Raw genomic sequence first — 24615 nt, 5'->3', positions numbered from 1 at the left:
CCGTGTACGTGTCGGTGGTGCTCCTGCACCTCGACGAGAACGTGCTCCTGGCGGAGCCGTTGCGAGCCCACCACATCAAGCGCCGGCCGGCGGGCCACTGGGGAACGGTGCCAGGGACTGCGTGGGCCCTTGCCCACACGGCGCTCGCAGCGGGGGAGGTGGCTCCTGACCGGACGCTCGTCCCCGTGCTCGGTGCCGGACATGCGGGTGTGGTGCAGCTGGCCTTCGCGTGGTTGTCGGGAGAGCTCGCCTCTGTCCGTCCGCCGTACTCCCGGGATGCCGTGGGCCTGGCGCGCCTGGCCCACGACTTTCCAGAGGTGGACGGCCTAGGGGCAGAGGTTCACCCCCTGCTCGCAGCGGGTACGGCTCCTGGGGGCTGTCTCGGTGGCGCGTTGGCGTTCGGCCACGGGCTCGCACTGGACGCGCCTGACCGCGTCGTTCTCCCGATCGTCGGAGACGGCGAGTGCGAAACGCCCACCACGGCGGCCTCCTGGCTCGCGGCACGGGCGTTGCCCGCGAGTGCGGTGGTCCCGATCGTCCACGTCAACGGCTTCCGCATGGGTGATCGGTCCCTGCTGGGAGCGATGACGGACGGGGAACTCGCCGGATACGCGGCCGGGCTGGGCTGGCAGAGCCGCGTGGTGCACGTGTCCGTTGCCTCCCGCGAAGAGCATGAGTCCTTCCGGCAGGCTCTCCTGGAGTCCGTGGGGCAGGCCGCAGACGGTGTGCGGACCGCCGTCTTCCTGCGGTGCGTGAAAGGCTGGAGCGGGCCGGAGCGGATTGGTGAACGGCCGCTACTCGGCACACCTGGCACCCACAAGACACCGCTCGGCCTGGCACGCGAAGACGGCCGCCAGCGAGAGCTCCTGGGGCAGTGGCTCGCCTCGTACCGGCCGGCAGAGTTGTTCGACACCGACGGGCGCCCGACCGGAGAGCTGGCCAGCGCGCTCGAAACGGTAGGGCGGCACCCGGCAGCCCCGCTCTCTCAGCCGACCGCGTTCCAGCCGGTATCCCGTCGGCCCCGGGACGGCGGCGACTTCGGGCACGCCGTGGGCCAAGTGCTTCGGGACCACGCCGCCGCAGGGGATTTCCGCCTCTTCGGCCCTGACGAGCTCGCCTCGAACCGCCTCGGTGCCCTTCAAGACGAGCCGTGGGTGTCCGAGGTCCTGGCGGAGGAGGTCCTGCTGGGATGGCTGTGCGGCTGGCTCGCCGGTGGCCGACGCGGTGTCCTGGTGTCCTACGAGGCTTTCGCGCCGCTCCTGACCTCCGGAGTCGTCGGCCACCTCAAGCACCGCCGGCTCACCGCCGGAGCCCCCGCACCGAGTCTCAACCTGCTGCTGACCTCGTACGGGTGGCACAACGTCTACACGCACGGCGATCCTTCCCTGGCGACTGCCCTGCTGGCCACATGCGATCCGGCCGTGCGGGTGCTGACCCCGGCGGACCCTGCGCGGGCGGCCCTCGTCCTGGACGAGGCGCTGGTGTCGACCTGCCGCGTCAACGTGGTGATCGCCGGCAAGCACGCGACGGCACGGCAGCCGGACGAGACCATCGAGCAGGAACTGGCACGGGGCTTGGCGGTCTGGCCCCACCTGAGCGACGAGGGCGAGCCCGAGCTCACCGTCCTGGTGGCAGGCGATCTTCCTGCGGAGGTCACCTCGGCGGCGGTTCCCGTGATCCGGGCCCAGTTGGGCTGCCGGATTCGCGTCGTGGGCGTGCTGGACCTGACGGTCCTCGGAGATCCGCAGATCTGGCCAAGGGGCCTGTCGACGGCCGAGACAGCGACGTACCTCGGCGAGAACGCTGCGGTCCTTGTGGCCACGCTGGGCCACCCGGCTGCCGTCTGGGGACTGCTCGCCGGACGACTCGGCCGCCCCGTCGAAGTCATCGGCTGGCGCGAGCCCCCTGGGCCGATGTCCCAGGCAGCACTCGCTGGTGAACTCGGCCTCGACCCGGCTGGTCTGCTCCAGGCCGCCCGCAAGCTGACCGCCTCGCGGGAGGTGGCGTGCTGATGGACGTCACCATCGACAAGGTCGAGACGGTGCTGGTCGGAGCAGGTGCGGCTGCCGGGGACGACACCGTCTTCGTCAACGTGCACGGCGGCGGCCGGACAGGTTGGTACGGCCCGGTCAGCGAGCCCGTCGGCCGCGCTGTCGACGTGCTGTGCCACGCTGCGATCGGTCACCTCGTGACCGACCACGACGGCCACCGAGCACGACTGCAGGTCGCGGCCGGCGGACTGGTCGGCAGCGTGGCCGAGTGGGCCGTCGGAGCAGTGGACTGTGCTCTGTGGGATCTCCACGGACGTCTGGCCGATCAGCCAGTAGCCGACCTGTTGGCCCCGACAGCGAGCCGCTCGTCCGTACCGGCCTACGCCTCGTGGCTCCGCCTCGATCTCAGCGGCCCTCCCGCGCCGGGTGCCCTGACCCAAGTCGCCGACGAAGGCTGGGCCTTCACCAAGTGGGGTCTCCGGCGCCGACCGGATTCCACCACCGCCACCGAAGCGAGTCACCTTCTCCAGTCCGTGGACCGGGCAGCCGAGATCCTCGGCAAGGGCTTCGCCGTCGACGCGGTCGGAACGTGGAGTCCCGAGCTCGCAACTGCGTTCGCGAAGCGATTCGACAACCCGGCACTCACCTGGCTGGAAGACCCCTTGCCGGAGCACTACCTGCGGATCTACCACCGCCTTGCCCACGCCGGCCTGCCCGTGGCCGTAGGGGAGCGACTGCGGCCGGACGAAGACCTGCCCATGCTGTTCGACCAGGTGAGGCCGAAGGCGCTCACCATCGACGTCGTCGGGTGTGGCGGGCTCACCCGAGCCGTCGAGATCACCGCGGCGGCTCGCAAGGTCGGCGTCCCCGTCTACCCCCACGGTCGTTCGATGGTGCCGGGGATCCACCTGGCGGCGGCCTTCCCCGACGCCGTCCCTGCCGTCGAGTACCGCCGTCAGTGGGAGCCCCGCCGCCAGACCCTCTACGCCGAACCCTGGACACCCGAGCACGGCCATCTCCCCTCGCCCCGAACCCCCGGCCTCGGCACCCAACCACGGAGACCCCAATGACCCGGAGCAGCGAGAGCCTTCCCGTCCGCGGCACGACCCGGCACGACGAACAGGGCCCCCTCCTCGTGCTCGACCACCGCCTCGACGGCCACGACACCTTCCTGTCCGGCGAACTCGACCTCGGCGATGGGCGCGCGCCAGTGCGCATCATCAGCCTCGACGACGTCACCGTCCTGCGGCCGATGCATCCGGTGGCGGTACCAGCGCCCGTCTGGTCGGGCACGCTTCACCTGCCGCACGGACTGCGTCCGCGCACCATCCCGACGGACCTCGCGGAGGCGGCCCAGAGGCACGGACGCAACCTGGACGCGCTCGACCAGGCGGAGATGCGGTACGCGCTCACCTTCCTCGGAGAGGCCACGACGGAGTCGATCCGTACAGCGCGCATCGAGGCGATCGTCTCCGCCTTGCCCGTCACCGGAATGGAGGCCGCCTGATGGAGCCCGTCCGATCGCTGATCAGCCTCGACATCGGAGGCACGCTGGGGAACGCGCAGGGACCGGGTCTCGCCGCCCACCTGGCCGCCGCCTCGCCGCTAGGCCCGCAGCAAGCCCGACGCATCATGCGCGACGTCCTGCACACCGCGCCCGAGATCACCGATGCGGTGGTCGATCGGGTGTGCCGTGCCCTGAGCATCGAGCCATCGGCCTTCCCCCGAGACCTTCCGGTGGCCCCGCTCGTGCTGTTCCCGGGGACGGTCGATGCGCTGCAGGAACTCAGCCGGGAGGCGACTGTCGTGACGCTGTCCAACGTCACATGCACGGAGGCTGACCCCGAGCGACTCCTCAAGCTCCTGTCCCCTTGGGTCAGCGGCCACTTCCCCTCGTGTCGTACCGGCTACGCCAAACCGGACCGCCGGGCCTTCTGGGCGGTCGCCGACTCGCACCAGGTGTCACCCTCGCAGATCATCCACGTCGGCGACGACTGGGAGTGCGACATCCGAGGAGCCACGGCCGCAGGACTGCGCGCCGTGTGGGTGTCCCACGAGCGTACGGTTCCTGACGAGACGTCACTCGTTGGACATGGCGTGCTGGTGGCCAACGATCTCGCTGATGCTGTGCAGCACGTACGTCATCTACTCGCACGGAGGCTTCCATGAGTTTGTTCACCGGCACCGTCGGCTACTACCGCCAGTACCGCCCGGGTATCCCGGAGGAGGTCGCCACCGTCCTCGACCAGGCCGCACCGAAGAGCAGCCCTCGCCGGCTCCTGGACGTCGGCACCGGTACCGGCCTGGTCGCCGAGGCCCTGCTGGACCGGTTCGACGACATCATCGCGATCGACAACGACAGCGAGATGCTCGCGGCGGCGGAGTCGGCTCTCCGCCCCGCACTGCCGGACGGGACTGCACTGGCACTCGTCGAGTCCACGGCCGAGGACTTCACGCCTCCGGCGGGCTGGCTCGCTGACCTGGTCACGATCTGCCGGGCCTTCCACTGGCTCGACCAGGCCACCGTCCTCGCGCTCCTCGACGACCAGGTCGCGCCGGACGGCGCGGTCGCGATCTTCGGGGACAACAGCTTCTGGGCTGCGGACAGCCCCTGGAAGCAGTCCGTGCGCGCGGTCGTCCAGGAGTTCCTCGGAGAAGAGCGCCGGGCCGGCAGCAGCACCTTCAAGCACCACAACCGGCCCTACAGCGAAATCATGGAGGAGTCCCCGTTCAACCAGGTCGAAGAGGTCCGGGTGCCGGTCCAGCGCACCTGGACCACCGAGGGCATCCTCGGCTACCTCTACTCGACCAGCTTCGCCGCACCCCATCTCTTCGGCGATCGACTCGCCGACTTCGAGGCCGCTGTCCGAGCCGCCCTCGCCGAGCACAACAGCGACGACACGTTCCTGGAGGACAACGAGTTCCTCATTCGGATCGGCCGCCGGAGTAAGACGTGACGCCAGCCGCAGCAACGGCTCGGCAGTACGGTCGGCTCGCCGCCCCGGACGTCGCCGCCGAGCTCGGTGCCGGATCGGTGCTGTGCCTGCCGATCGGCTCCGTCGAACAGCACGGCCCCCACCTGCCGTTGAACACGGACACGGTCATCGCGGAGCAGTTCACCACCCGGCTGGTCGAGCGCTACGGCGACCACCACGACCTGTGGGCGCTGCCCGCGATCCCGTACGGCCTGTCGCTGGAACACATCTGGTCGCCCGGGACGGTCTCGCTGCGGGTGGCGAGCTTGATGTCGCTGCTCGATGCAGTGGTCGGCGGCTACGTCCGGTCCACCCCGGCCCGGGGCCTTCTGATCGTCAACGGCCACGGTGGCAACCGCGGCATCCTGGAGGCCGCACTCTACGAGTTGCAGGACCGGTACGCGCTCGCGGCCTGTGTGATCCACCCGAGTTCGCTGTCGGCCTTCCGAAGCGAGGGCGAGCTGCCGGAGATCCACGCCGGCCACCGCGAGACCTCGCTCATGCTCGCTCTCGCCCCCGAGGACGTCCATCTCGACCGCCTCCCTGTGGACTTCAGCGCCGACGGAGAGCGGCGCGGGGAGATCGACCGGTTGGTGCTCGACCGTGGAGCGACATGGCCGTGGAACTCCGGCAACAGCGCCATCGCGGCCTGCGGGGTGATCGGTGGCGACCCGCGAGCAGCGTCCCCCGACATCGGCCACGCGATCGTCGAGAGCGCCCTGGACTCGGCTGCCGGAGTCCTCACCCAGCTTCTCCCTCACCGCCCGCAGCGGCCCGCCTTCGTCAGGAGTTCCCATGGCCCTCACCCCTGCTGAGAAGAGCGCCTTCATACGTGATGGCCTGCTCATCAAGCGCGGCGCCGTTGGCTCCGATCTCGTCGCGCGCGCTCGCGCGCTCGTCGACGACTGGCTCCGAGAGTCGATGGACCCTGCCCTCATCCACTCCTACACCCAGCGCACCTTCGCCCCTGAACTCGGCGGCCACCCCGATCTGCTGGGCCTCTTCTCCAGCTCCGGGGCAGCCGCTCTCGCTGGTGCGCTGCTCGGAGACTTCCAGCCCGTCTCAACCACGCAGATCCAGGTCCGCATCCCCGAGTCGCAGCTCTCCGAGTCGCAACCCGAGAAGGCGATGCACGTCGACGGCGTCGCCTGCCCCCACCTCGATCCCGACGAACTGCGGACCTTCTCGCTCCTCGTCGGCGTGGTGCTCTCGGACATCACGGACCCGACCGGCGGAGCGTTGCGCTACCAGTCCGGCGGACACCTGACCATGTCCGAGTGGTTCCGCGACCAGTGGTCCCTCGGCATCACCGACCAGGTCCCCCCGGACGTCGACGCCCGGACCGGCACGCCGTTCCTCGGGGCGCCCGGAGACGTCCTGCTCATGCACCACCTCGTTCCGCACGCCGTAGGCCGCAACCTCAGCCGCGAACCCCGGATCATGGCGTACTTCCGCGTGTCGCACGTCGCCCATGCCGAACACCGACTCCAGTCACTGCGGGACCCATGGCTGGACTACTCGGGTCTCGCCGGGATGCACCAGGCCGAGGCGTCCTCGTAGGAACCTCCCGCAGTCCCCCCGTGTCGGCCGGCCGCTGGAAGCACTACTGCCGAGCCAGACCTGATCCAACTCGCCGATCTTGAAAGCGGAGTGTTCATGCAGCAGATCCCAATCGACCAGCTCGACCGAGCCGCCAGCGCCCTCGAAGCCGGCGAGCTGGTCATCGTCCCCACCTCGCGCTGGTACATGATCTGTGCCGATGCCACCAACGCGCCCGCCTGCCGGAGCATCTTCGAAGGCAAGCGGCGGCCCACCGCCAAGTCCCTCGTCCTCGTCACCCCGTCCCTGGCGGACTGCGAACAACGCTTCGTGATCTCCGACGAGGCCCGCAGGCTGGCGGAGGCATTCTGGCCGGGCGATCTGGCCCTCCTCCTGCCGTGGCGTGACGCCGACGAGGGTGCTCGGCACTCTGCCGTCGGTACTCCGGCCCTCGTCACCAACTCCCCGGGCCCACTCGGGATGCTGGCCTCGCTGACCCGCACGCCCATCGCCGCGACCACTGTCAACATCTCCGGGGACGCGGGCATCGACGCGCGCGGGCCGGCGATCTCGCCCGAGGAAGTTGCCGACTTCCTGAGCCTCACGGGCGTCAAGGCGACCGTGATCCTGGACGGCGGCATCTGCCCGGCCGCCAACCACCTGACGATCATCGACTGCTCGACAGCTGACGCACGCCTCGTCCGGGCCGGGCTCGTTCACGAACGCGCGGTCGAAGCGGTGCTCGGACGCGAGATCCTTTCCTGAACGGAGCCACCGATGCTCCGATCTCGGTGCCACCTCTCGCGGAAGGAGTAGGCGTGCCGCAGCAGACGTCCGACGGTGTGTCCGGTATCGCCGCTGCGATCGTGGTTCACGAGGGCCGCGTGCTGATGGTGCGGCGCCTGGTCAGCGAGGGGGAGCTGTCCTGGCAGTTCCCGGCCGGCAAGATCGAGGCCGGGGAGACGCCGTTGCAGGCCGCCGTCCGTGAGACCCGGGAGGAAGCCGGCCTGAACGTGGCAGCCGTCAGGCTCCTGGGCGAGCGTGTCCACCCGAAGACCGGGCGGCGGCTGTTCTACGTAGCCTGCGCGGCCCAGACCGGAGAGGCGCAGGTTGCGGCTCCCGACGAAGTAGCCGAGCTCGCCTGGGTCTCTCCTGCTGAGATCCCCGCGTACGTGCCCTACGGGATCTTCGAGCCCGTGCAGGCATACCTGGACGGCGCGTCCCTCGGTTAATCGCGCCGCCGGACATGCTTGCCGCGGGGTCGCCACCGATTCGGTAGCGACCCCGCACCCGGCCTACTCGTTCCAGATCGCTCCGGCCATCATCCCGTCGAAGGCGAGGGCTCTCATGGCGGTGTCGAAGTCGTCCCATTCGTGCTCGGGTTCGACGTAGTGCCGGTCGAAGTCGGCGCGGGTGAGGTCGGGCTCGGGCCATTCGTGGGCGCAGCGGCATCGGACGAAGATCTGGTCGTGGACGGCGAGGAGGAGCCAGTCGCGGCGGGCGCCGCAGCCGGTGCAGGTGATGGTGATGCCGCGCGGGTTGAGCTCGGCGGGGTGCGGGACGGCGCGGATGACGGCACGCGCGGGTTCGGGGGCGGGGTTGTAGAAGTCGTGGTCGTAGTCGGTCATGCGGTCCCTTCGGGTCGGCGGCGGGGCAGCAAGGGACCATACGACGTGCGGTGCCGGAATGGATCCCTCCCAGTGAGAAGGACATCGAATCGACACCGTCACCGTGCTGCAGGGTAGTTGTGGAGCTCCGGCCGCTGGGTTTCCGCAGGGAATCCCGGCGGTCTGCTTCGGCTGGTCTTGGCTTTCGGCGGCGGCTGACGGGTGACGTCCGTGGTGGGCGGGTTTGGTTGGTGGGGGCTGGTGGGCGGGGCGGAGGCTCCGCCCCGCCCACCTGGGTTGGTCAGCGTGTTCGGCGCACCTGGTCGGGGGCGACCGGCGTCGGCGGTGTGATGACCGGGGTGGCCGGTGTGCCGGTGGTGCGGCTGGTGGTGCGGGCGCGGGCTGCCCTGGTGCGCAGTTCGTCGGGGGTTGTGGCCGGTGCGGGGGTGGGGAGGTTGGCGTCGCGGCGGATGCGCCAGGTGAGGACGGCGGCGGGTGAGTCGGCGGTGGCGAGTTCGCGGCGCCCGGCGGCGCTGGTGAGCAGGGTGGTCGGGTTGTGGCCGGCGGCTTCGGCCTGGGCGAGGGTGGCGGCGAGGGCTGCCCAGTTCTCCTCGGCGAGGAGCCGGGTGGCCTGGTCGGCGGGCAGGGTGCGGCGGACGGCGTCGGCCTGCCGGTCGTGGTCGGGCTTGGGGAGGAGTCGGCCTTCGAGGGTGAGGTGGGCGATCGGCTTGGCCGCGTGCCGGGTGTAGGCGGCGCGAAGGTGGTCCGCTGCCGTGCGGGCGGCGTCGGCCTGGTGGCGGTGGCCTTGGGCGGCGTGCCACTTGGCGATCACGATGGCGAGCAGGACGAGGCTGGTCAGGGCCGTTGCGGCGGCCGTGCCGTCCTCGCCCTGGCCGGTGGCGGGCCCGGCGTGGAGGAGTTCGCGGGCGGCGGAGCGCATCGCGCGCAGGTCGGCGCCGGCGGCGCGGGTGTGGGCGGTGCGGGTGTACTCCAGGGCCCGTGCGGCCTGGTGGAGTTCCTTCCTGGTGAGGGTGGGGCTGGTGGCGGCGAGCGTATCGAGGACTTCGAGGCCGCCTCGGATCACCGCCTCCGCGCGCGCGGCGTCCTGGTCGTCCTCGAAGGCCGGGTAGGCGCGTTCGATGGTGGTGCTGGCCCGGTGGCGGCCGTCAGCGGGCCAGGTGCGGGGGTCGGGCGTGGGGAAGGCGGGTTCGTCGACGCCGAGGGTGAAGCGGGCCTGGATCTTCGGCTGGGTGAGGTCGGAGGCGAGCTTGCTGCCGGAGAACCAGATCGGCGCGCTCTCGTCGCCGTTAGGGAGGGCGAACTTGTAGCCGGTCACGTCGCCGGACGGCGCGCGGCGCACGGCGAGGAGCACGCCCTTCGCAGCGAGCCGGGCGGTGAACTCCTCCTCGTCCGTGGCCCCGGCCAGGGCCTGGCGTACGGCGGTTCGCAGGCGGTCGCGGTCGGTGCCTTCCCGGCCGAGGCGCTGGGCCTTGTGCAGCTCCTTGCCCTTGGCGCGCTTGGGGATTGCGTCCCGGTACTCGCGGGTGCGGGTGTCGGAGAGGTCCTTGAGCTTGTACTCGCGTTCGATCTTCGTGAGTTCGGTCTCGACGCGGTACTGGTCGCCGCGCAGGCGGGCCTGCGTCAGGTCCGCCCGGACGACGGTCGCGAGGATGTGGATGTGGTCGTCGGCGTGGCGCACGGCGATCCAGCGGCAGCCGTTCGGGTCGTCTTCGGGCGCGATGCCGGAGGCGGCCACGATCCGGCGGGCGATGGTGCCCCACTCCTCGTCGCTGAGGATGCGGTCGGTCGGGTCGGCGCGCACGGGCCGGTGGTAGACGTGCTGGGTGACCGGCTTGCCGTAGCGGACGACGTGCAGGTCGAGCGCGTCGCGGAGCTGGACCAAGGTGGCATCTGGGTCGCCCGGGTCGCGGCCGGGGTCTGGAGCGAAGTTGCCCCAGGACGCGACGATGTGCGGGTCGGTGTGCTCGTTGGCCTTGCCGGGACCGAAGAGGTACTTGAGCGCGCCGTGCGTCTTGGATCCGCGTATGGGCTTGCTGATCATCGGCGCTTCGCCTTCGCCAGGCGCATGGCCGAGGCGTCGACCTCCGCGACGGCCGTCCGGACCTCGGCGACCAGGGCCAGAGCCCCGTCGAGGACGGCTGCCGCAGGGCCCGGTTCGACGCCGATGCTGGCGTTGAGCCGGTAGGCGATCTGGTTGGCGTTGTTGCCGACCGGCGCCAGCTGGCCGCGTGCCGCGTCGAGTGCTGTGATGGCCCGCTCCAACTGCTCGTCGCGGGTGGTGATGCCGGCGAAGTCGTCGGCCAGCGCCTTACGCTCCAGGTAGGCGGCAACGTTCAGTTCGGCTGCGGCGGCCAGCTGCTCGATGCGCGTCTTCTGGGCTTCGGTGCAGCGGAAGCCGACCTTCTTCGGCAAGGGGTTCTCGGGGTCGCGGCGGCGACGCTTCGGGGCGCGCTGTGCGCGGCGTGCGGCGCTCGCGGAAGAGCTGGCAACGGGGAGCGTCAGCACGTCGGCGATGGGCTCGGACGGCGTGTCGGTGGGCTTCTCCTGCTTCGCCGCGCCCTCGCGGTGAAGCTCCGGTGCTGCCGCCCTCGGCAGCACCGGCTCGTCCACGCCCTCCTGGGCGGGGGCATCCGCGTACGTGGGCCCGTAGGGGCCCCGTACGCACTCGCTTGCTCCGCCAGGGGCAGGGAGGTGGTCAACTCCGTTGCGGTCCTGGGAGCTTACAGGCTTCCCGAGCAGGCTGTGCAGGGTTCGTCGGACGGCGTTCACGCGTGTCGTTCCTCGGTGGCGGCTGGCGATTCGCGGGCTGGTGAGTGTGCGGGTGGGCAGTGTCCGGGTGGGTGCCGGTTTGGCCGTGCCGGAAGTCGCAGGTATGGGCGACGTGTCAGGCGCGGTCTTCCCGGGACCGACCGCCGGTGGGACTGGTGTCTGCGGTGCGAGTCGAGTCCGGCCGGGTGCAGTGACCGGGCGGCGGTGGCCTTCTGCCGAGTGCGGCGGTGGGTCGGCAGAAGTCGGTGTCCGGCTGACCGACCGGGCCGGTCAGCCGGACACCGAGGCCGGTCAGTCGCCCTCGGGGTGCGGAGGGTTCTGCTCGTCGGCCTGCTCCTCGCGGAGCTTTCGCATCAGCTCGGTGAGGCGGGTACTGCCGAGCGGAAGGCCGGCGTCGCGCACGGCCTGTTCGACGATCGCGCGGGTGAGACGGCCCTGGGCGGCGACCGCCGCGCGGCCCACCTCCAGCAGCCGCTCCATCCGCGCGCCCGGTGGACGCCCGATCGGCTTGTTCTCCGCCCCAGCTGCACCGTCGGCGGCTTCGGCCCGGGTGTCCGGGTCATCGGCCGGTTGGTCGTCGGCTTCTGCCGGTTCGGGGTCAGGCAGCGCGTCGCGCCACTCGGCGGGCAGAAGTCCGGCGGCGGACAGGAGCGTCAGGAGCGCGTTCTCGTCGCTGCGGTCCTCCACCCGTTCCGGCTGGAGTTCCCGTTCAGGGTCAGCGGTCACCGGGTCGGCAGAAGTCTCGGTGCGCGGAAGGGCCTTCTGCTCACCGGTGGCGGTCGTGGTGTCGTGGCCGTGGTGGGCGATCAGGATGTAGAGGTGGACGGCGCCGCCGAGGGCGAGCGGGGCGAGGGTGGACAGGACACCGACGACGGTGTCGGTGAGCCTCAGCCCGCTGCCGGTGGTGGGCAGTTCGTTGAGGCGGACAGCGTGCAGGGCATTGGCCCAGACGCTGGTCGCGGTCGCCCCGGCGAAGAGCGTCCAGGCGTAGGCGCGGGCGGACCAGCGAGCCTCGCGCAGGACGAGCAGGGCCCGGACGCCGTAGGCGATGAAGCCGTCGACGATGATCGGGAACAGGTAGGTGAGCGGGCCGCGCACGTGGGTCGCGCCGGCCATCTGCCGCAGGGCGTCGTAGGACAGGACGAAGCCGAGGACGCCGAGCAGGGCGACGGCGAGGCGGTCCCAGAGGGTGACCCGGGCGGACGGGGTGTGGGCAGGGGGTATCGCGATGGCGGTCAAGAGTGGTGCTCCAGGGGCGGCCTCGCCGCAGGCGGGCGTGGCGAAGCGGCGAGGCGATGGCGGGGTGAAGTTCGGGAAGGCCGGCGCACCCGGCACCGGCGCCGGTCAGGCGGCGGTTCGCCTGCGGCGGTCGGTGCCGGTGAGGATGGCGCGTTCGCACATCTCGGCGAGGCGGGAGGCGGTGCGGTCGCCGAGGGCGTTCTTGATATCGCCGGGCGCCAGGTTGGTGGTGAAGATCGTCGGGAGCAGGTGCTCGTAGCGGTGGTCGACCAGCCGCAGGGTGAGTTCCTCGGTCCACTCGGACGCTTTGGCGGCGCCGAGGTCGTCGAGGACCAGCAGCGGGCTGGTCATCAGATCGCGCATATCCCGCTCGGTGTCCGTGCCCTGACGGGGTCGCTGGGAGGCGTACAGCTCGGTGGCGGTGAGCTTGGTCCAGCGCAGACGGACACCGGCCTTCAGCAGGCTGCGGATCGCCCCGTACGCCTGGTGGGTCTTGCCGGAGCCGGTGGGTCCGGCGATCAGGAGCGAGGGCCCCTGGGCGATGCCCGGGGTGCCGCCGGGGCCGGGTCGGCTGGCCAGGGTGACCTGCTGGACCCAGGTGGTGACCTCGGGGTGGTCGGCTTCGGCGAGGCGGTAGCGCGGCGGGATGCGGCGGTCGGCGAGCTCCAGCGCGGTGGAGGGCTGGTCGGTGTCGGGCAGCGGCCGGTCGGGGGCGATACCCTTGGCGGCCAGCATCTGCTCCAGGCGCAGGACGGCGCCGGAGGCCGACTGCGGGTCGCGACGCTCGTCCGTGCGGCGGGGGTTGGGCAGGCTGGTCACAGGTCCCCCTCGTAGTAGTCGCGGGCGTCGGCCGGGTTGGTGAAGGGCTGGTACGGCGCGCGGGCGGCTCCGTGCCCGGCGCGGGAGGGCGCGGCGGGCTGGGCGTTGATCGCCTCGTGGACCATGCTCGGCAGCACGCTCGGGCTCATCGGCTTCGCCGCGTACAGCCGCAGTCCGGCGCGGATGTCGTCGTCGCTGGTGCCGCCGTCGAGCAGGTCCTTGATGACCTTGCCGAGGTGCCCGCGCACGCCTGCCGGTACCGGCTTCGGGCAGGTGGCGACGTACTCGGCCACCAGGTCACCCGCGTTCACCGACGGCTTGCCGGTGGGCGCGGCGACCAGGACCGGGCCGTCCCGGTCAGGTGCTGGCGACGAGGGTGCCGGGGTGGGCGCGGCGGCGCCGCCCCCTTTAGGGGTAGATCCATGGTCCAAGGTCCATGGTCCAGGCACGACGTTCTCCGGAGTCCTCCGGAGGGACTCCGGAGAAGGCGTCTGACCTGCACTTTCGCTCGGAGCTGCCGCGTTGGGCACCGGGAGGGCGACTGCGGGGGTGGGATCGGGGTCGGCGGAGAGGGGCCGTTGGGCGGGGACGGTCTCCGCGAGGGTCGCGAGCGGTTCCGGAAGGCTCCGGAAGTTCTCCGGAGCCGGGTGCGCGCAGCCCTTGCCCTTGGCCTTGCACTTGCCGCACCAGCCGACGGGCTCGTGGACGGGGCAGGAGGGCAGGCGCGAGGCAGTGGGGTGGGAGATCTTCTGGTGCTCGTGCCACTTGGTGACGTGGAGGTACTGGCGGCCGTCGCAGCCGGTGTACCGGCAGATCAGGCCGGTCTCGGCGAGTTGGCGAAGCTCGTCCTCGGTGTCGAGCGCGGTGTGCTCGGGCCGCAGCGACCACAGGGCGCCGTTGAGGACGGCCGCGTTGTCGCGGTGACGTCCCTCGTCGTCGGCCTGGGTGAGCAGGCAGACGAACGTGCGCTCGGCGGTCAGGGAGACCGAGGCGAGGTCCTCCGAGACGGGGTACTCGGGCTTGATGGTGCGGATGCGCGCCATGGCCTACCACCCCGCCTTCGGGGAGAAGGCGTGCGAGACAAGGCGTGCGCTGGCGGCACGCGGCGTCGTACGCTTGGGCACGGAGATTCCTTCCCCGGTGACATTTCGGACGGCAATCCGGTCACCGCGGTCGATCGTCGTGGATGGGCGGTTTAGGGGATCCGTGGAGGCCCTCGGTGTTGGTAGCACCGAGGGCCTCGGTGTAGGTGGGCGACCTCTTCGGTGAGGCCGCAGCAGATCTGGTCAACTGCCAGCCGTGCAGAGGGCGTTGATGCGACCGTCCGCTTGGCGGCGCGAGCTCGACACTATGTCGAGCCCCCTCGAAGATCCAACGCGAAGTGGCCCCATCCGCTCACGGCAGACAGGGCGGTCCGCCCGGTGTCGCGAGGCTGCTCGACGCGGTCTCCCGGCAGCGCTTGGGCGCGAGCCCGCTCGGCTACGCGCCGGCGCGACGGAAGCGGCTACCACGCGAAGGTCTGGGGAACTCCTCCGCGGCTTCGGCCTGCGACACAGCTGGCCGGTCTTCCTGTGTGCTCATGGGTTCACCTCGTTCTGCGGGTCGGAAGTAGGTGCCCCAATCCCTACCACGGACTTGCGGCGACACACAATCATGGCTACTTTTGCATCCATGACACAGACCGACTGGCCGTCCAAGGTGACAGCCCGCGTGGCCGACGCTCTTCGAGCGCGGCGCAAGGAGCTCGGCCTGAGCGCCCAGGACGTCACCGACGCTTGCGCCGCGCTCGGGTACCCGATCCCGCGCACCGTGATCGCCAACCTCGAGAGCGGCCGGCGGGCGAGTGTCGATCTTGCCGAGTTCCTCGTCCTGGCCGAGGTCCTCGGCGTGCCCCCGATCACCATGCTCTTCCCTCTCGGCACCGCCCCCGCCATCGAGATGCTGCCGGGGCGGGAGGTGTCGATGTGGGACGCGGTGGCCTGGGTGACTGGTGAGCTATGGGAGGCCCCCGAGTCGCCCGCGCAGACGCTGCTCAACATGTTCCGGGAACACGGCATCCTCGTCATGGTCGCGTCGCGCAGCCGCCAGATGGGCGAGGAGAAGCGTCGCGAGGCGGCGCTGGCCAGAGACCCCGAGCACCGAGCGAAGTTCCTTCGCATGGTCGCCGAGTTCGACAGGATCCACGCGCAGGACATCCAGGCGCTCCGCGACTGGCGCGCTCGCATGCGCGAACAGGAGGTCGTGCCCCCCGCGCTGCCTGATGAATTCGCCTATCTGGAGTCCTCCGAGAGCGCCCAGTAGGGAGTCCACACCTCGCCGACCAATCGGCACACCCCTCGGCCGTTGCCCTGCCATTTGGTGCGGCCGGAATCCAGAGCTACTGTCACACCCCGCTGCGGCTACCAACCGCGCAAAACGCCCATCCACGACGATCAACCACGGTGCCGGGTTGCCGCCCACCAACCACCGGGGAAGGAACCGCGTGCTGTCCACGCGTCGCCATGCCGCCGGCCAGACTGCCACTGGCCCGGCCCAGGTCGAGGGTGCCCTCGGCCGTCTCGCTGCTCCCGCCATGCCCGCCGCGAGCGCGGCCCACAGACCGATCTGACGGTCCATCCACGCTGTCGCCGGTGACCACGTCCCGGTGCCGCCTTCGGGCCGACAGCTTCTTCCCAGTCACCCGCCGCCCCGCACCGGGCAGGTCGGGACTTCTCTCCTGTTCCCGGCAGAGGCGTGCGGTCGCCAAACCTTCGCCCCTGCCGGGCCAGATCCCTCCGCACCTGGGCGCTCGCGCGCCCGCCAACTGAAGGGTCCTGTCCCTAGCATGGCACTCTCGATCGTTGCTTCGCCGAAGGTCCCGGCGCTGCCGTCGCTCACCTCCGCCGAAGCCGCCGGCTCGCTCGGCGGTCCGGTCCTCGTCTCCGCACCTGTCGCTGCTTCGGCGGGCGCGGCCGAGCCCATGGCCCCGCACGAGCAGCTCCTGCTGACCATCCCGGACGTCATGGCCCAGCTCCAGCTCGGCCGCTCCACCGTCTACGACCTCATCCGCACCCGCCGCCTGCCCTCGGTGACCATCGGCCGTTCCCGCCGCGTCCCGGCCGCCGCCGTCCGGACGTTCGTCGCCGAGCTCGCGGAGGTGGCAGCCTGATGGCCAAGCGCAACCCCAACGGCGCGGGCAGCATCACCCTGCGCAAGGACGGCCGCTACCACGGCCGCGCCTACGTGATCACCACTTCCGGCCTCCGCAAGCGGGTCTCCATCTACGGCAAGACCTGGGACGAGGTCCACAACGCCCTCGTCGAGCTGCAGGCCGACGCCATCAACGGCATCCCGCTGCCCGACACCGACTCCAACGTCGGCCAGTACCTCAACTACTGGCTCGCGGAGGAGGTCCTGCCCAACCGCCGGCCCAAGACCTACCAGGGCTACGAGAGCGTGGCCCGAGTCCACCTCATACCCGGCCTCGGTACCAAGCGGCTGCGCGACCTGCGGGCCCAGGAGGTCCGCGTCTGGCTGAACCGGGTGCGCGCCGAGTGCCAGTGCTGCAAGGGCGGCTGGGACGCGCAGCGGCCCAAGCCGATCTGCTGTGCCGCAGGCGAGTGCTGCAAGCGGCTGCTGTCCGCGCGGATGATCCAGTCCGTGCACGCCGTGCTCCGCAACGCGCTGGAGCATGCCGTCCGGGAGGAGCTGATCCACAAGAACGTGGCCAAGCTCGTGAAGGTCCCCGCGCCCGACTACCGGATCGGCAAGGGCCTGACCACCGCTCAGGCCAAGCTCGTGCTCAAGGAGCTGAGCGGCCACCGCCTGCACACCCTGTACGTGCTCGCGCTGATGCTCGGCATGCGCCGGGGTGAGCTGCTCGGCCTGCGCTGGAGTTCCGTCGACCTGGAGCGCGGGGCCCTCACGGTGAGCACCAACCTTCAGCGGGTCGACGGTGAGCTGCGACTCGTCCTGCCCAAGACGCTGTCCTCCGAGCGCACCCTGCCGCTGCCCGCGCCGGTCCTCGCCGCCCTGGTGGACCACCGGGAGCGTCAGGCCGTCGAACGCGCCGCCGCCGGCATGGACTGGCAGGAGAACGACCTCGTCTTCCCGTCCCGGATCGGCACCCCGTACGAGCCGGACAACCTGCGCCGCAGCTGGCACGCGGTCCGCGGGCGCCTCGGCCTGGACGACCTCCGCTTCCACGACCTCCGCCACACCTGCATCACCCTGCTGCTCGACCTCGGCGTGCCCCCGCACATCGTCCGGGAGATCGCCGGCCACAGCGACGTCGGCGTGACCATGAAGGTCTACGCCCACGCCTCGCTCGGCGAACGGCTCAAGGCGCTGAGCCGCCTTGGGGAGGCTCTCTCCTAGTCTCTGCTGTTCCCCTTGGCCATCGGTCCGGTGGTCGGCAAAGCCCTTGTTCACTGGGGGTCGCCGGCCATCGGCGTCCCAAGCGGCCGTCGGCCCCTGTCCTGGGTCCCCGCGCCCGGCAGCCTCACCGGCTCAAGAAGTACCTCGCGGAGCCAGAAACGCCCTTTGACAGATGATTCATAAATCATGAATCATCTGTCGAGTGACGATGGCGCAGCAGACCCAGCTTCGAGAGGCGTCAGCCCGCGTTTTTGGGAACCGCTATCGGGCTGAGCTGCTCCTGGCCCTGGCCACCTCCGCGGATGAGCGCGGGGTGTGCCTCGGTGATCTGGCAGCTCTTCTCGGGGCACCCGCCAGCGCCTATCACGCCCCCGTACGTGCGCTTATCGAGCTTGGCCTGGTCACGCGAGCGGCAAGGGCGGTCGGCGACCGGCGCCGTTGGTACCGGCGCGCCGGCGATCCGGCGTGGTGGAACGCGGCGCGCGAACTGTTGGAGCGATTGCCGGACACCGTCGCGGTGGTAGCAGTTGGATAGGCCCGGGTCGCCGGTTGCAGCGATCGGGGCATACGGCAGGCTGGAGGACATGATGACCATGGTGAGCCCAGCAGTCGGCCCAGTACGAGCGGCGTCCGCCGATCTCCTTGCGCCGAACTGCAAAACCTCGCTCACCTCGGTCTTGGGTACGCAGGCCCTGCTGTTCTACCGGCTCGACGAGAGAGAGCACCGGCGTCGCCGCAGGTCCTCGGCATCACAGATCGACAGCTGGGCCACGCTGGAGACCCTGATGGAGCTGCCAGTCGGGGAGGCGGTACCGCTTGCATCGATCCCGAATGAGGAGCGCAAGCGCATCCGGTCCTTGCCGTCATGGGTCGCGCACCGGGACCAGCGCATGGTCCTGCGCCACGCGGTTCGCCCCCTGTCGCTGGACCTCGCCGTCGTGAAGGTCTCGAACTGGCGTCGTGGCTTGGAACTCGCGGGTCGGTTCGCCCCCTACTGCCGTCGGGCAATGCTGTTGGAACGTGCGCCCACCCAGATCGACGAGGTCATGATGGAAGCCTCGTTCTACGGCATCGGCATCCTCGTCGGCACCGGGGACAATGTGGAGATGTTGTTGGAGCCACGCCCCTACAGGCCCGAGCGGCACACGGCTGCGGCGTGGCAGTTCATTGAGCAGCTATACGCGCAGCTCACCTGACCTGCAGTCAGCCGTCCAGCCAGGAAGTCTGGCTCACCCGTCCAAGTCCAGGTCGGCCCAGCGGGTCAGCTGGGCATCCGGCTTGAAGGCGCGGGGCTGGTCGATGGCTGCGTTAACCAGGTCGTAGCGGGCGAGTGCCTCTTGACAGCGCTGCTTCCACCAAAGGGCCTGGGCCGGACCGGGTTCGATAGCGGAGAGCGTGCGCTGCCACTCCATGAGCACGGCGACGTTGTGAGCTGAAGCCATGCCGGTGCGCGGGTTGGTGCGGTCCGGGTAGGCGTCCAGCGGCCTGCCACCACAAGCGGCGCACTGGCACACGGGGGCGGGCTTGGCGGCGAACTTGGAAGCAATGGTGGACCCGAGGAAGAAGCGCATCAGTTCGGGGAACAGGACGTGCGGGGACTTGGCGTTGAAGGGGCTGCGTTCCGCGGGCTCGTCCGGCGGGACCGTGTGCCGCAGAGAGCTGCTGGCCCCGAAGGCGGTGAAGTCGGCTCCCTGGGCCATCGCACCGAATGCCGCCAGGTCGGTTCGCAGAAGTCCGGCGCTGGGGACCTCGCGCATGAGCGTGCACAGGTTCGGAACTGCCTGCTTGAACCGACCCAAGGGGTCCTTCTGACCGCCGAGGATCACCGCCTTGGGATTGGGGACCTTGCTCAGCCACCGGATCAGCTGTGGGAGGGTCTCGTCGGACAGCCACATGACGTCGATCGGGACCGTGAGGACCAGGCGCGGGTCATCGAGGGCTAGCACCGCATTCACCGCGGCCTTGAGGGCACCGGAATCTTCGGCACGGATGTATCCGGTCGGGGTCAGAACGGCGCTCGCGCGGGCCGCCGTCTGGTCGAAGACGGCCTGCCCCAAGGGGTCCCCGAACGCCAGCGTGTCGCTGTCCACCTCGGGGAATGGGGCGTCCTCGCTCGCGTAGGCACCTTCGTAGACCGCAGGGTCGACAAGTATCGTCCCTGCATAGCCTTGGTAGCGAAGCCCAGCCGCCTTCTTGACCGCACCCCTTCCTGACAGGACCAGGCCCGACCTGCCCTGGTCCAGCTGTCCGAGGACCGCGTCGGCGCTGTTGCTGCGGATCTGCAGCATGATCCGGCCTGACAGCGGATGAGCGACAGGTGCGTTCTTGTGCTCTGGCGCTCCAACTGCGCTGGCCAGAGCGTCTGACATGAGAGAAGCGGGCACGGAAACCGGGTCGATCATGGCCTCACCTTCAGGCTGGGAGACAGAGACGACATGCAAGCGGCCTCGACGTACAGGCGTTGGAAATCCTCCGGCAGCAGCCGAGCACAGGCTGCCGCCTCGGCGATGTTCATTCCGCACTCGCCAAGGAGGCGTCGGACCACGTCGGGTACGCGGCCGGGCTGTTCGCGGGCGATCTCGACCGGCTCGGCGGTGCGGTAGCCCAGTGCCGACATCTCTATCGTCAATGTGCGATAGTTCCATTCGGACAGTGCGCCGAGCTGGAAGGCGCGACGCAGCAGCGCGGCCATCGACACCTTCCACACGCTCTTGAGCCCGGCGAGGCGGGCCAGGTCAACCTGGCTCTTGAAGGCGCTGCGGATGTCAGCGGCAGGCATCAGGAACTCAGAGGCAAAGGCATCGGCTTCCTTCTCCTGCTTGGTGCCGGCTCCGGGCGTCCCGTGCATCACCAGATGTCCCAGCTCGTGAGCGACGCTGAAACGGCAGCGGCCCCCCGGTGCACGCGAGTTGAGCAGTAGCAGCGGATCCTGCCCTTTGGGCCACTGGCTGGCCGCATCAAGTAGGTCGCTGTCGAGATCCACAGTGACCACCAGGCAGCCGGCTTCCTCGAGCACGAGAATCAAGTTGTCGACCGGTCCCGGTTGCAGCGACCAGAGCCGACGGACCTCGCGGGCCGCATCCCGGGGACTAAGCTCGTCGTCCACCTCGATGCGGGGCACCGACAGCTGACTCGGGCGTCGGCCTGCGAGTTCCTCAAGACGGGATACCTGGTAACGCGTCAGCCCGAGCTGTGCGTGGATGCGGCGAAGGGCCGGAGCGGACAGCGACGCACGCTTGCGATGATGCACCAGCCCGACGCCGACACCCGCTACCTCTGGGTCTACGGCCAGCAGCTCTGCCGGGTAGCCCAGTGCGGCGGCATAGAGCTCGAGCCGCTCCCCGGTCACGGTCAGCTGCCCCTTCTCGGCGCGGCTGACGTATCCCTGAGAGACAGGCGTGGAGCCATCCACTGACGCCTTCGTCATCGCTCGTGCGAGCTCGGCCTGCGTCAGCCCACGGGATTCGCGCAACAATGCAAGCATCCCTGGCTGCACTTGCAGGTCCTCACTCACAGGTTCCACCTCCGGATCATCCCTCGAAACAGTAGCACGAAATATTCCGTCCTGTATGCGGAGGTCAGCAGCGTGATGGGGTAAATGGCATGGCTGCGTCAGGTGGGAGCTCAGTAAAGATCGGCGGTTGCCGAGTCGTGGACCGATGGGCGCTTGCCGAGCGAGAGTGGCGTCGATCTCGAAGGTAGGGCCGCAGTCTTGCGTTCATCGTGACGGCCTTGCTTCCGCGCGCCTGGCGACGTTCACCGTCTGCTGGCTGGAGGGAAGGGGCGCTCGCGGCGAGACGTGACGGACATCACGTCCCCCTGGTGGGTTGCTCGTTTCCCTGGAGTGCCTGGATTTCCTGGGATTCGGAGCCGTTGGCGTCAGCGTTGGCGTCAATCGGCGCGAAAAAGCCCCCGCAGCGCGATGCGCTCGGAGGCTTTTTGCTGGTCAGGCTATGTGGCCAGGGCCGGGGTCGAACCGGCGACCTTCCGCTTTTCAGGCGGACGCTCGTACCAACTGAGCTACCTGGCCGTACTACACCGTCTCTTGCGAGACGAGCGATCCCGACGGGACTTGAACCCGCGACCTCCACCTTGACAGGGTGGCGAGCTAACCAACTGCTCCACGGGACCTGGTGTGGAATTTCTCCACAGTAGGTCTTGCGGCACTGCACTTTACTACGGGTACTACGGTACTGCGTGCCCCCAACGGGATTCGAACCCGTGCTACCGCCTTGAAAGGGCGGCGTCCTGGGCCACTAGACGATGAGGGCTTGCGGCCTGTCCCGCCGTTTCCGGCGTTCGGGGACGTCGAGAAGCATATGGGATGGCGAGCCGAACGCCAAAACGGGTTTCGGCCGACCGGGCGGGTGCCGGTGGGCGCTGGTCTTCAGGAGGTGTTCAGGACCAGCCGAGCTCGTCGAGTTCGTGGTCGTCGAACCCGAAGTGGTGGGCGACCTCGTGGATGACGGTGGTGCGGACCTCGGCCACCACCTGCTCGCGGGTTTCGCAGTGCCGCAGGGTCGGACCCAGGTAGACGATGATCCGGTCGGGGAGGACGCCGGCGTACCACTCACCGCGTTCGGTGAGGGGGGTGCCCTCGTAGAGGCCGAGCAGTTCGGGGTCGGCGGGGTCGGGTTCGTCCTCGACGAAGACGGCGACGTTGTCCATCATGGCCGCGAGCTGCGGGGGAATCTGGTCGAGGGCGTCGCTGACCAGCGTCTCGAACTCTTCCCGGGTCATCTCCACCGGATCATTGTCGGGTCTGGGGTGACGGTGTGCCAGGCAGTCGGGGCCGGTGTTTCATGGGCTTATGACGACATCGGACGGCGCGGCGAGCGGCGCGGCGGGAAGCGCGGTGGGCGGCACGCTGCGGGTGGAGCCCGCGCCGGCCGTGCGGCGGCGGCCACCGGTGCTGCGGGGGCAGGGCCCGGCCGTGGCGGTGGTGGCGCTGGGCGGGGCGATCGGGGCGTCGGCCCGGTACGGAGCCGGGCTGCTCCGGCCGGACGCGCCGACGGCGTTTCCGTGGACCACGCTGGTGGTGAACGTGGTGGGCTGCGCGGTGATCGGGGTCTTCCTGGTGGCGATCACCGAGGGGCGGCCGGCGCATCCGCTGCTGCGGCCGTTCTTCGGGACGGGCGTGCTGGGCGGGTTCACCACGTTCTCGACGTACGCGGTGGACACCCGGCGGCTGCTGGTGGAGGGCCGGCCCGGGGTCGGGCTGGCCTATCTGGGGCTGACGCCGGTGGCGGCGCTGGCCGCGGTCTGGGCGGCGGCCGGGCTGGCGCGGCGTCTGATCCTGCGTGGGGCGAGGGAGAAGCGATGACCAGGCTGACCGGGCCCGCGCTGCGGCTGACCGTGCTGGTCGGCGAGAACGACCGCTGGCACCACCGCCCGCTGTACAGCGAGATCGTGCACCGCGCGCGGGCCGCGGGGCTGGCGGGGGCGAGCGTTTTCCGGGGGATCGAGGGGTTCGGGGCGTCCTCGCTGGTGCACACGGCGCGGCTGCTGTCGATGAGCGAGGACCTGCCGGTGGCGGTGGTGGTCGTGGACACCGAGGAGCGGGTGCGGGCCTTCCTGCCGGAGCTGGACGAGCTGGTGGCGGAGGGGCTGGTGGTGCTCGATCCGTGCGAGGTGATCCGGTACGTGGGGCGGGGCCGGTCCGACGAGGGCACGGCGTCAGGGGCGGGGGCCGCGGAGTGAACTGGCTGCTGGTGCTGGCCGGGGCGGTGGTCGGCGCGCCGCTGCGCTACCTGACCGACCGGGCGGTGCAGTCCCGGCACGACTCGGTCTTCCCGTGGGGGACCTTCGCCGTGAACGCGGTCGGCTGCCTGGTGCTCGGGCTGGTGACCGGGGCGGTGGCGGCCGGCGCGGCGTCCTCGCAGGTCCAACTGCTGCTCGGGACGGGGTTCTGCGGGGCGCTGACCACGTACTCGACCTTCTCGTACGAGACGTTGCGGCTGGCCGAGAGCGGGGCCGGACGGTACGCGGTGGCCAATGCGGCGGGCAGCGTTGCGGTGGGGCTGGCGGCGGTCTACGCGGGGGCGGGGCTGGCCTCGGCGCTCTGGGGCTGAGTGGCGCCGCCCGGTCCCGGGTCGGGCGGGTGCGGGGGGTCTGCGGGGCGCCCCGCCCGGCGGTGCCGGGGGTCTGCGGGTCCGGGCGGCGTGCGGGGCTTCGTGCCGCCGGAATGGCTCCGGCCGGACGGCCCCCGGGTGCTTCCCGGCGGGGTGCCCGTGTCCCGCTGCCCCGGGCGCGCGTTGGGCACCGGAAGTGCCGGGCGCGGTAGGGCGGCCGGTGGGTGGCCCGGGTGGGGCGGCGGGAGAGGGATCGCGGTGGCGGCAATGCGTGCGGTGCGTGCGGTGGCTTCGGTGCGTTCGGTGCGTGCGGTGCGCAAGGTGGGCGCGGTGCGTTCGGTGCGCGAGGTGGGCGCCCGGGAGGGCCGTCCCGCGGTGGTGCGGGCGGTCGCGGTCCGGGAGGCCGAGCCGCGGGCGGTGGCCGTGCGCAACGGTGTGGTCCGGGCGGCGGCGGTGCTGGCGGTGGCCGGTCTCGGCCTGACCGGCTGCATGTCGGTGGGGCCTGCGGCGGACGAGAAGCACGGCGCGGTGCCGGTCGGCCAGGCCGGGACGCCGGGCAAGTCCGCGGGCGGCGGGTCGGCCGCGCCGAGCGGCGGCGCCCACCAGGGTGGTGCGTCCGGGCGACCGGAGCGCACGGGGGGCGCGCAGACGGAGAGCGCGCCGGGGGCGGGCCTGACCTCCGCGCCGGGTGCGGCGTCCCCCGGCGCGAACGGTGTGAACGGCGCGACCGACGGCGCGGGTGCACTGCCGGACGTAGCACCCGGTGAGGTCGCCCCCGGCGCGAACGGGGCTGCCGGGGGCGTGAGCGCCGGCACCGCACCCCAACCGGGTGGCGGCTCGTCGGGCGGCGGGGCGGCCGGTGGCGCCGGTGCTACGGGCGGCGTCGGCGGGTCCGGCGGGTCCGGTTCGAGCGCCGGCACGGCCGGCGGTGCGGGCGGGGGGCACTCCGGCGGTGGCGCGGCCACCAGCCCGGCGGCGAGCCCGACCGGGTGGCCGTCCGGCACCCCCGATCCCGGTCACACCACGCCCGCCGCGACCGTCCCGCCGACCACGGAACCCTCCACCACAAGCTCCGGATCTTCGGCCCCGAGCCCGGGCGCGGGCGGGCATTAGCAGCCTGGCCAGCGCATTTGCCTCCGATCCCTAGGCTCGCCTATGGTGGTAGATCGTTCGTTTGATTCATTTGACTGGCGCCCTATTCCCATCTGGCGCCCTTGGCGCGTTCCGG

At 70.8% G+C, this 24615-nt stretch carries 27 protein-coding genes and 3 tRNA genes; 17 read left to right on the top strand and 13 right to left on the bottom strand.

The features are described from left to right. Positions 1-2 precede the first annotated feature (2 nt). From OG286_RS18760 to OG286_RS18720, 9 genes are all read left to right on the top strand, one after another. On the top strand, positions 3-2012 hold the full coding sequence (locus OG286_RS18760) for a hypothetical protein (RefSeq protein WP_405365549.1): 2010 nt from the start codon (positions 3-5) through the stop codon (positions 2010-2012). Then, positions 2012-3061, top strand: coding sequence for an enolase C-terminal domain-like protein (locus tag OG286_RS18755; protein WP_405365547.1), 1050 nt, complete (start codon positions 2012-2014; stop codon positions 3059-3061). Before OG286_RS18760 ends, OG286_RS18755 begins: the two co-directional genes overlap by 1 nt. Beyond that, entirely contained in the window at positions 3058-3498 is a 441-nt protein-coding gene (locus OG286_RS18750; protein ID WP_405365545.1) for a hypothetical protein, read from the top strand. The genes OG286_RS18755 and OG286_RS18750 overlap by 4 nt, the downstream gene beginning before the upstream one ends. Beyond that, positions 3498-4160, top strand: a complete 663-nt coding sequence (locus tag OG286_RS18745) for an HAD family hydrolase (protein ID WP_405365543.1) — start codon at positions 3498-3500, stop codon at positions 4158-4160. The genes OG286_RS18750 and OG286_RS18745 overlap by 1 nt, the downstream gene beginning before the upstream one ends. Continuing rightward, positions 4157-4948, top strand: coding sequence for a class I SAM-dependent methyltransferase (locus tag OG286_RS18740; RefSeq protein ID WP_405365541.1), 792 nt, complete (start codon positions 4157-4159; stop codon positions 4946-4948). Before OG286_RS18745 ends, OG286_RS18740 begins: the two co-directional genes overlap by 4 nt. Then, the gene (locus tag OG286_RS18735) at positions 4945-5781 is read left to right on the top strand and encodes a creatininase family protein (protein WP_405365539.1); all 837 of its coding nucleotides are present in this window, start codon (positions 4945-4947) and stop codon (positions 5779-5781) included. The genes OG286_RS18740 and OG286_RS18735 overlap by 4 nt, the downstream gene beginning before the upstream one ends. Next, on the top strand, positions 5762-6526 hold the full coding sequence (locus OG286_RS18730; protein ID WP_405365537.1) for a phytanoyl-CoA dioxygenase family protein: 765 nt from the start codon (positions 5762-5764) through the stop codon (positions 6524-6526). Before OG286_RS18735 ends, OG286_RS18730 begins: the two co-directional genes overlap by 20 nt. A gap of 96 nt (positions 6527-6622) precedes the next feature. Then, complete coding sequence (locus tag OG286_RS18725; RefSeq protein ID WP_405366065.1) at positions 6623-7270, top strand: L-threonylcarbamoyladenylate synthase; 648 nt, start codon at positions 6623-6625, stop codon at positions 7268-7270. A gap of 53 nt (positions 7271-7323) precedes the next feature. Next, positions 7324-7737: an NUDIX hydrolase gene (locus OG286_RS18720; RefSeq protein WP_405365535.1), complete on the top strand. Its 414-nt coding sequence runs from the start codon at positions 7324-7326 to the stop codon at positions 7735-7737. 63 nt (positions 7738-7800) lie between these two features. On the opposite strand, the gene OG286_RS18715 is transcribed toward OG286_RS18720, so the two are convergent. The 6 genes from OG286_RS18715 to OG286_RS18690 all read right to left on the bottom strand — a co-directional run bounded on the left by OG286_RS18715 (position 7801) and on the right by OG286_RS18690 (position 14003). Beyond that, positions 7801-8133, bottom strand: a complete 333-nt coding sequence (locus tag OG286_RS18715; protein WP_405365533.1) for a hypothetical protein — start codon at positions 8131-8133, stop codon at positions 7801-7803. Positions 8134-8413: 280 nt separating this feature from the next. After that, entirely contained in the window at positions 8414-10174 is a 1761-nt protein-coding gene (locus OG286_RS18710) for a hypothetical protein (protein WP_405365531.1), read from the bottom strand. Beyond that, positions 10171-10743: a plasmid mobilization protein gene (locus OG286_RS18705; protein WP_405365529.1), complete on the bottom strand. Its 573-nt coding sequence runs from the start codon at positions 10741-10743 to the stop codon at positions 10171-10173. The genes OG286_RS18710 and OG286_RS18705 overlap by 4 nt, the downstream gene beginning before the upstream one ends. A 450-nt stretch (positions 10744-11193) precedes the next feature. Next, positions 11194-12141, bottom strand: a complete 948-nt coding sequence (locus OG286_RS18700) for a DUF2637 domain-containing protein (RefSeq protein ID WP_405365527.1) — start codon at positions 12139-12141, stop codon at positions 11194-11196. A gap of 105 nt (positions 12142-12246) precedes the next feature. Then, positions 12247-12876 (bottom strand): ATP-binding protein, encoded by a 630-nt coding sequence (locus OG286_RS18695; protein WP_405366064.1) that lies wholly within the window; start codon positions 12874-12876, stop codon positions 12247-12249. 80 nt (positions 12877-12956) lie between these two features. Beyond that, a complete protein-coding gene (locus OG286_RS18690) occupies positions 12957-14003 on the bottom strand; it encodes a hypothetical protein (protein WP_405365525.1) in 1047 nt (348 codons plus the stop codon). Between the two features lie 628 nt (positions 14004-14631). Here OG286_RS18690 and OG286_RS18685 point away from each other — a divergent pair. The 3 genes from OG286_RS18685 (at position 14632) to OG286_RS18675 (ending at position 17316) form a co-directional block, all read left to right on the top strand. Beyond that, a complete protein-coding gene (locus tag OG286_RS18685) occupies positions 14632-15261 on the top strand; it encodes a helix-turn-helix domain-containing protein (protein ID WP_405365523.1) in 630 nt (209 codons plus the stop codon). Positions 15262-15919: 658 nt separating this feature from the next. Further along, positions 15920-16108 (top strand): helix-turn-helix domain-containing protein, encoded by a 189-nt coding sequence (locus tag OG286_RS18680; protein WP_030459204.1) that lies wholly within the window; start codon positions 15920-15922, stop codon positions 16106-16108. Further along, on the top strand, positions 16108-17316 hold the full coding sequence (locus tag OG286_RS18675; RefSeq protein ID WP_405365521.1) for a tyrosine-type recombinase/integrase: 1209 nt from the start codon (positions 16108-16110) through the stop codon (positions 17314-17316). The genes OG286_RS18680 and OG286_RS18675 overlap by 1 nt, the downstream gene beginning before the upstream one ends. Before the next feature lie 238 nt (positions 17317-17554). On the opposite strand, the gene OG286_RS18670 is transcribed toward OG286_RS18675, so the two are convergent. Beyond that, entirely contained in the window at positions 17555-17902 is a 348-nt protein-coding gene (locus OG286_RS18670; protein ID WP_405365519.1) for a hypothetical protein, read from the bottom strand. On the opposite strand from OG286_RS18670, the gene OG286_RS18665 reads away from it, so the two are divergent. Next, a complete protein-coding gene (locus OG286_RS18665) occupies positions 17901-18512 on the top strand; it encodes a hypothetical protein (RefSeq protein ID WP_405365517.1) in 612 nt (203 codons plus the stop codon). The genes OG286_RS18670 and OG286_RS18665 overlap by 2 nt on opposite strands. A 33-nt stretch (positions 18513-18545) precedes the next feature. Here OG286_RS18665 and OG286_RS18660 read toward each other — a convergent pair whose 3' ends face one another. The 6 genes from OG286_RS18660 to OG286_RS18635 form a co-directional block, all read right to left on the bottom strand. Further along, positions 18546-19718 (bottom strand): hypothetical protein, encoded by a 1173-nt coding sequence (locus OG286_RS18660; protein ID WP_405365515.1) that lies wholly within the window; start codon positions 19716-19718, stop codon positions 18546-18548. Next, complete coding sequence (locus OG286_RS18655) at positions 19715-20830, bottom strand: ImmA/IrrE family metallo-endopeptidase (protein ID WP_405365513.1); 1116 nt, start codon at positions 20828-20830, stop codon at positions 19715-19717. Before OG286_RS18655 ends, OG286_RS18660 begins: the two co-directional genes overlap by 4 nt. Positions 20831-21272: 442 nt before the next feature. After that, positions 21273-21346 (bottom strand) — tRNA-Phe (locus tag OG286_RS18650). Between the two features lie 27 nt (positions 21347-21373). Then, positions 21374-21447 (bottom strand) — tRNA-Asp (locus OG286_RS18645). A gap of 67 nt (positions 21448-21514) precedes the next feature. Then, positions 21515-21587, bottom strand: a tRNA-Glu gene (locus tag OG286_RS18640). 127 nt (positions 21588-21714) lie between these two features. Continuing rightward, complete coding sequence (locus OG286_RS18635; protein WP_396324753.1) at positions 21715-22056, bottom strand: metallopeptidase family protein; 342 nt, start codon at positions 22054-22056, stop codon at positions 21715-21717. A 70-nt stretch (positions 22057-22126) separates the two neighbouring features. On the opposite strand from OG286_RS18635, the gene crcB (OG286_RS18630) reads away from it, so the two are divergent. The 4 genes from crcB (OG286_RS18630) to OG286_RS18615 all read left to right on the top strand — a co-directional run bounded on the left by crcB (OG286_RS18630) (position 22127) and on the right by OG286_RS18615 (position 24500). After that, positions 22127-22639, top strand: a complete 513-nt coding sequence (crcB, locus tag OG286_RS18630; RefSeq protein WP_396324646.1) for a fluoride efflux transporter CrcB — start codon at positions 22127-22129, stop codon at positions 22637-22639. After that, the gene (locus OG286_RS18625; RefSeq protein WP_405365511.1) at positions 22636-23016 is read left to right on the top strand and encodes a DUF190 domain-containing protein; all 381 of its coding nucleotides are present in this window, start codon (positions 22636-22638) and stop codon (positions 23014-23016) included. Before crcB (OG286_RS18630) ends, OG286_RS18625 begins: the two co-directional genes overlap by 4 nt. Further along, on the top strand, positions 23013-23387 hold the full coding sequence (crcB, locus tag OG286_RS18620; protein WP_396324643.1) for a fluoride efflux transporter CrcB: 375 nt from the start codon (positions 23013-23015) through the stop codon (positions 23385-23387). The genes OG286_RS18625 and crcB (OG286_RS18620) overlap by 4 nt, the downstream gene beginning before the upstream one ends. Before the next feature lie 294 nt (positions 23388-23681). Beyond that, positions 23682-24500 (top strand): hypothetical protein, encoded by an 819-nt coding sequence (locus tag OG286_RS18615; RefSeq protein WP_396324642.1) that lies wholly within the window; start codon positions 23682-23684, stop codon positions 24498-24500. Positions 24501-24615: the final 115 nt, after the last annotated feature.

The sequence above is a fragment of the Kitasatospora sp. NBC_00039 genome (assembly GCF_045160625.1).
In the GTDB taxonomy this organism is placed as follows: Bacteria; Actinomycetota; Actinomycetes; order Streptomycetales; family Streptomycetaceae; genus Kitasatospora.
The sequence above is the reverse complement of the archived record's forward strand: the minus strand, read 5'-3'. Positions and strand labels throughout refer to the sequence as shown.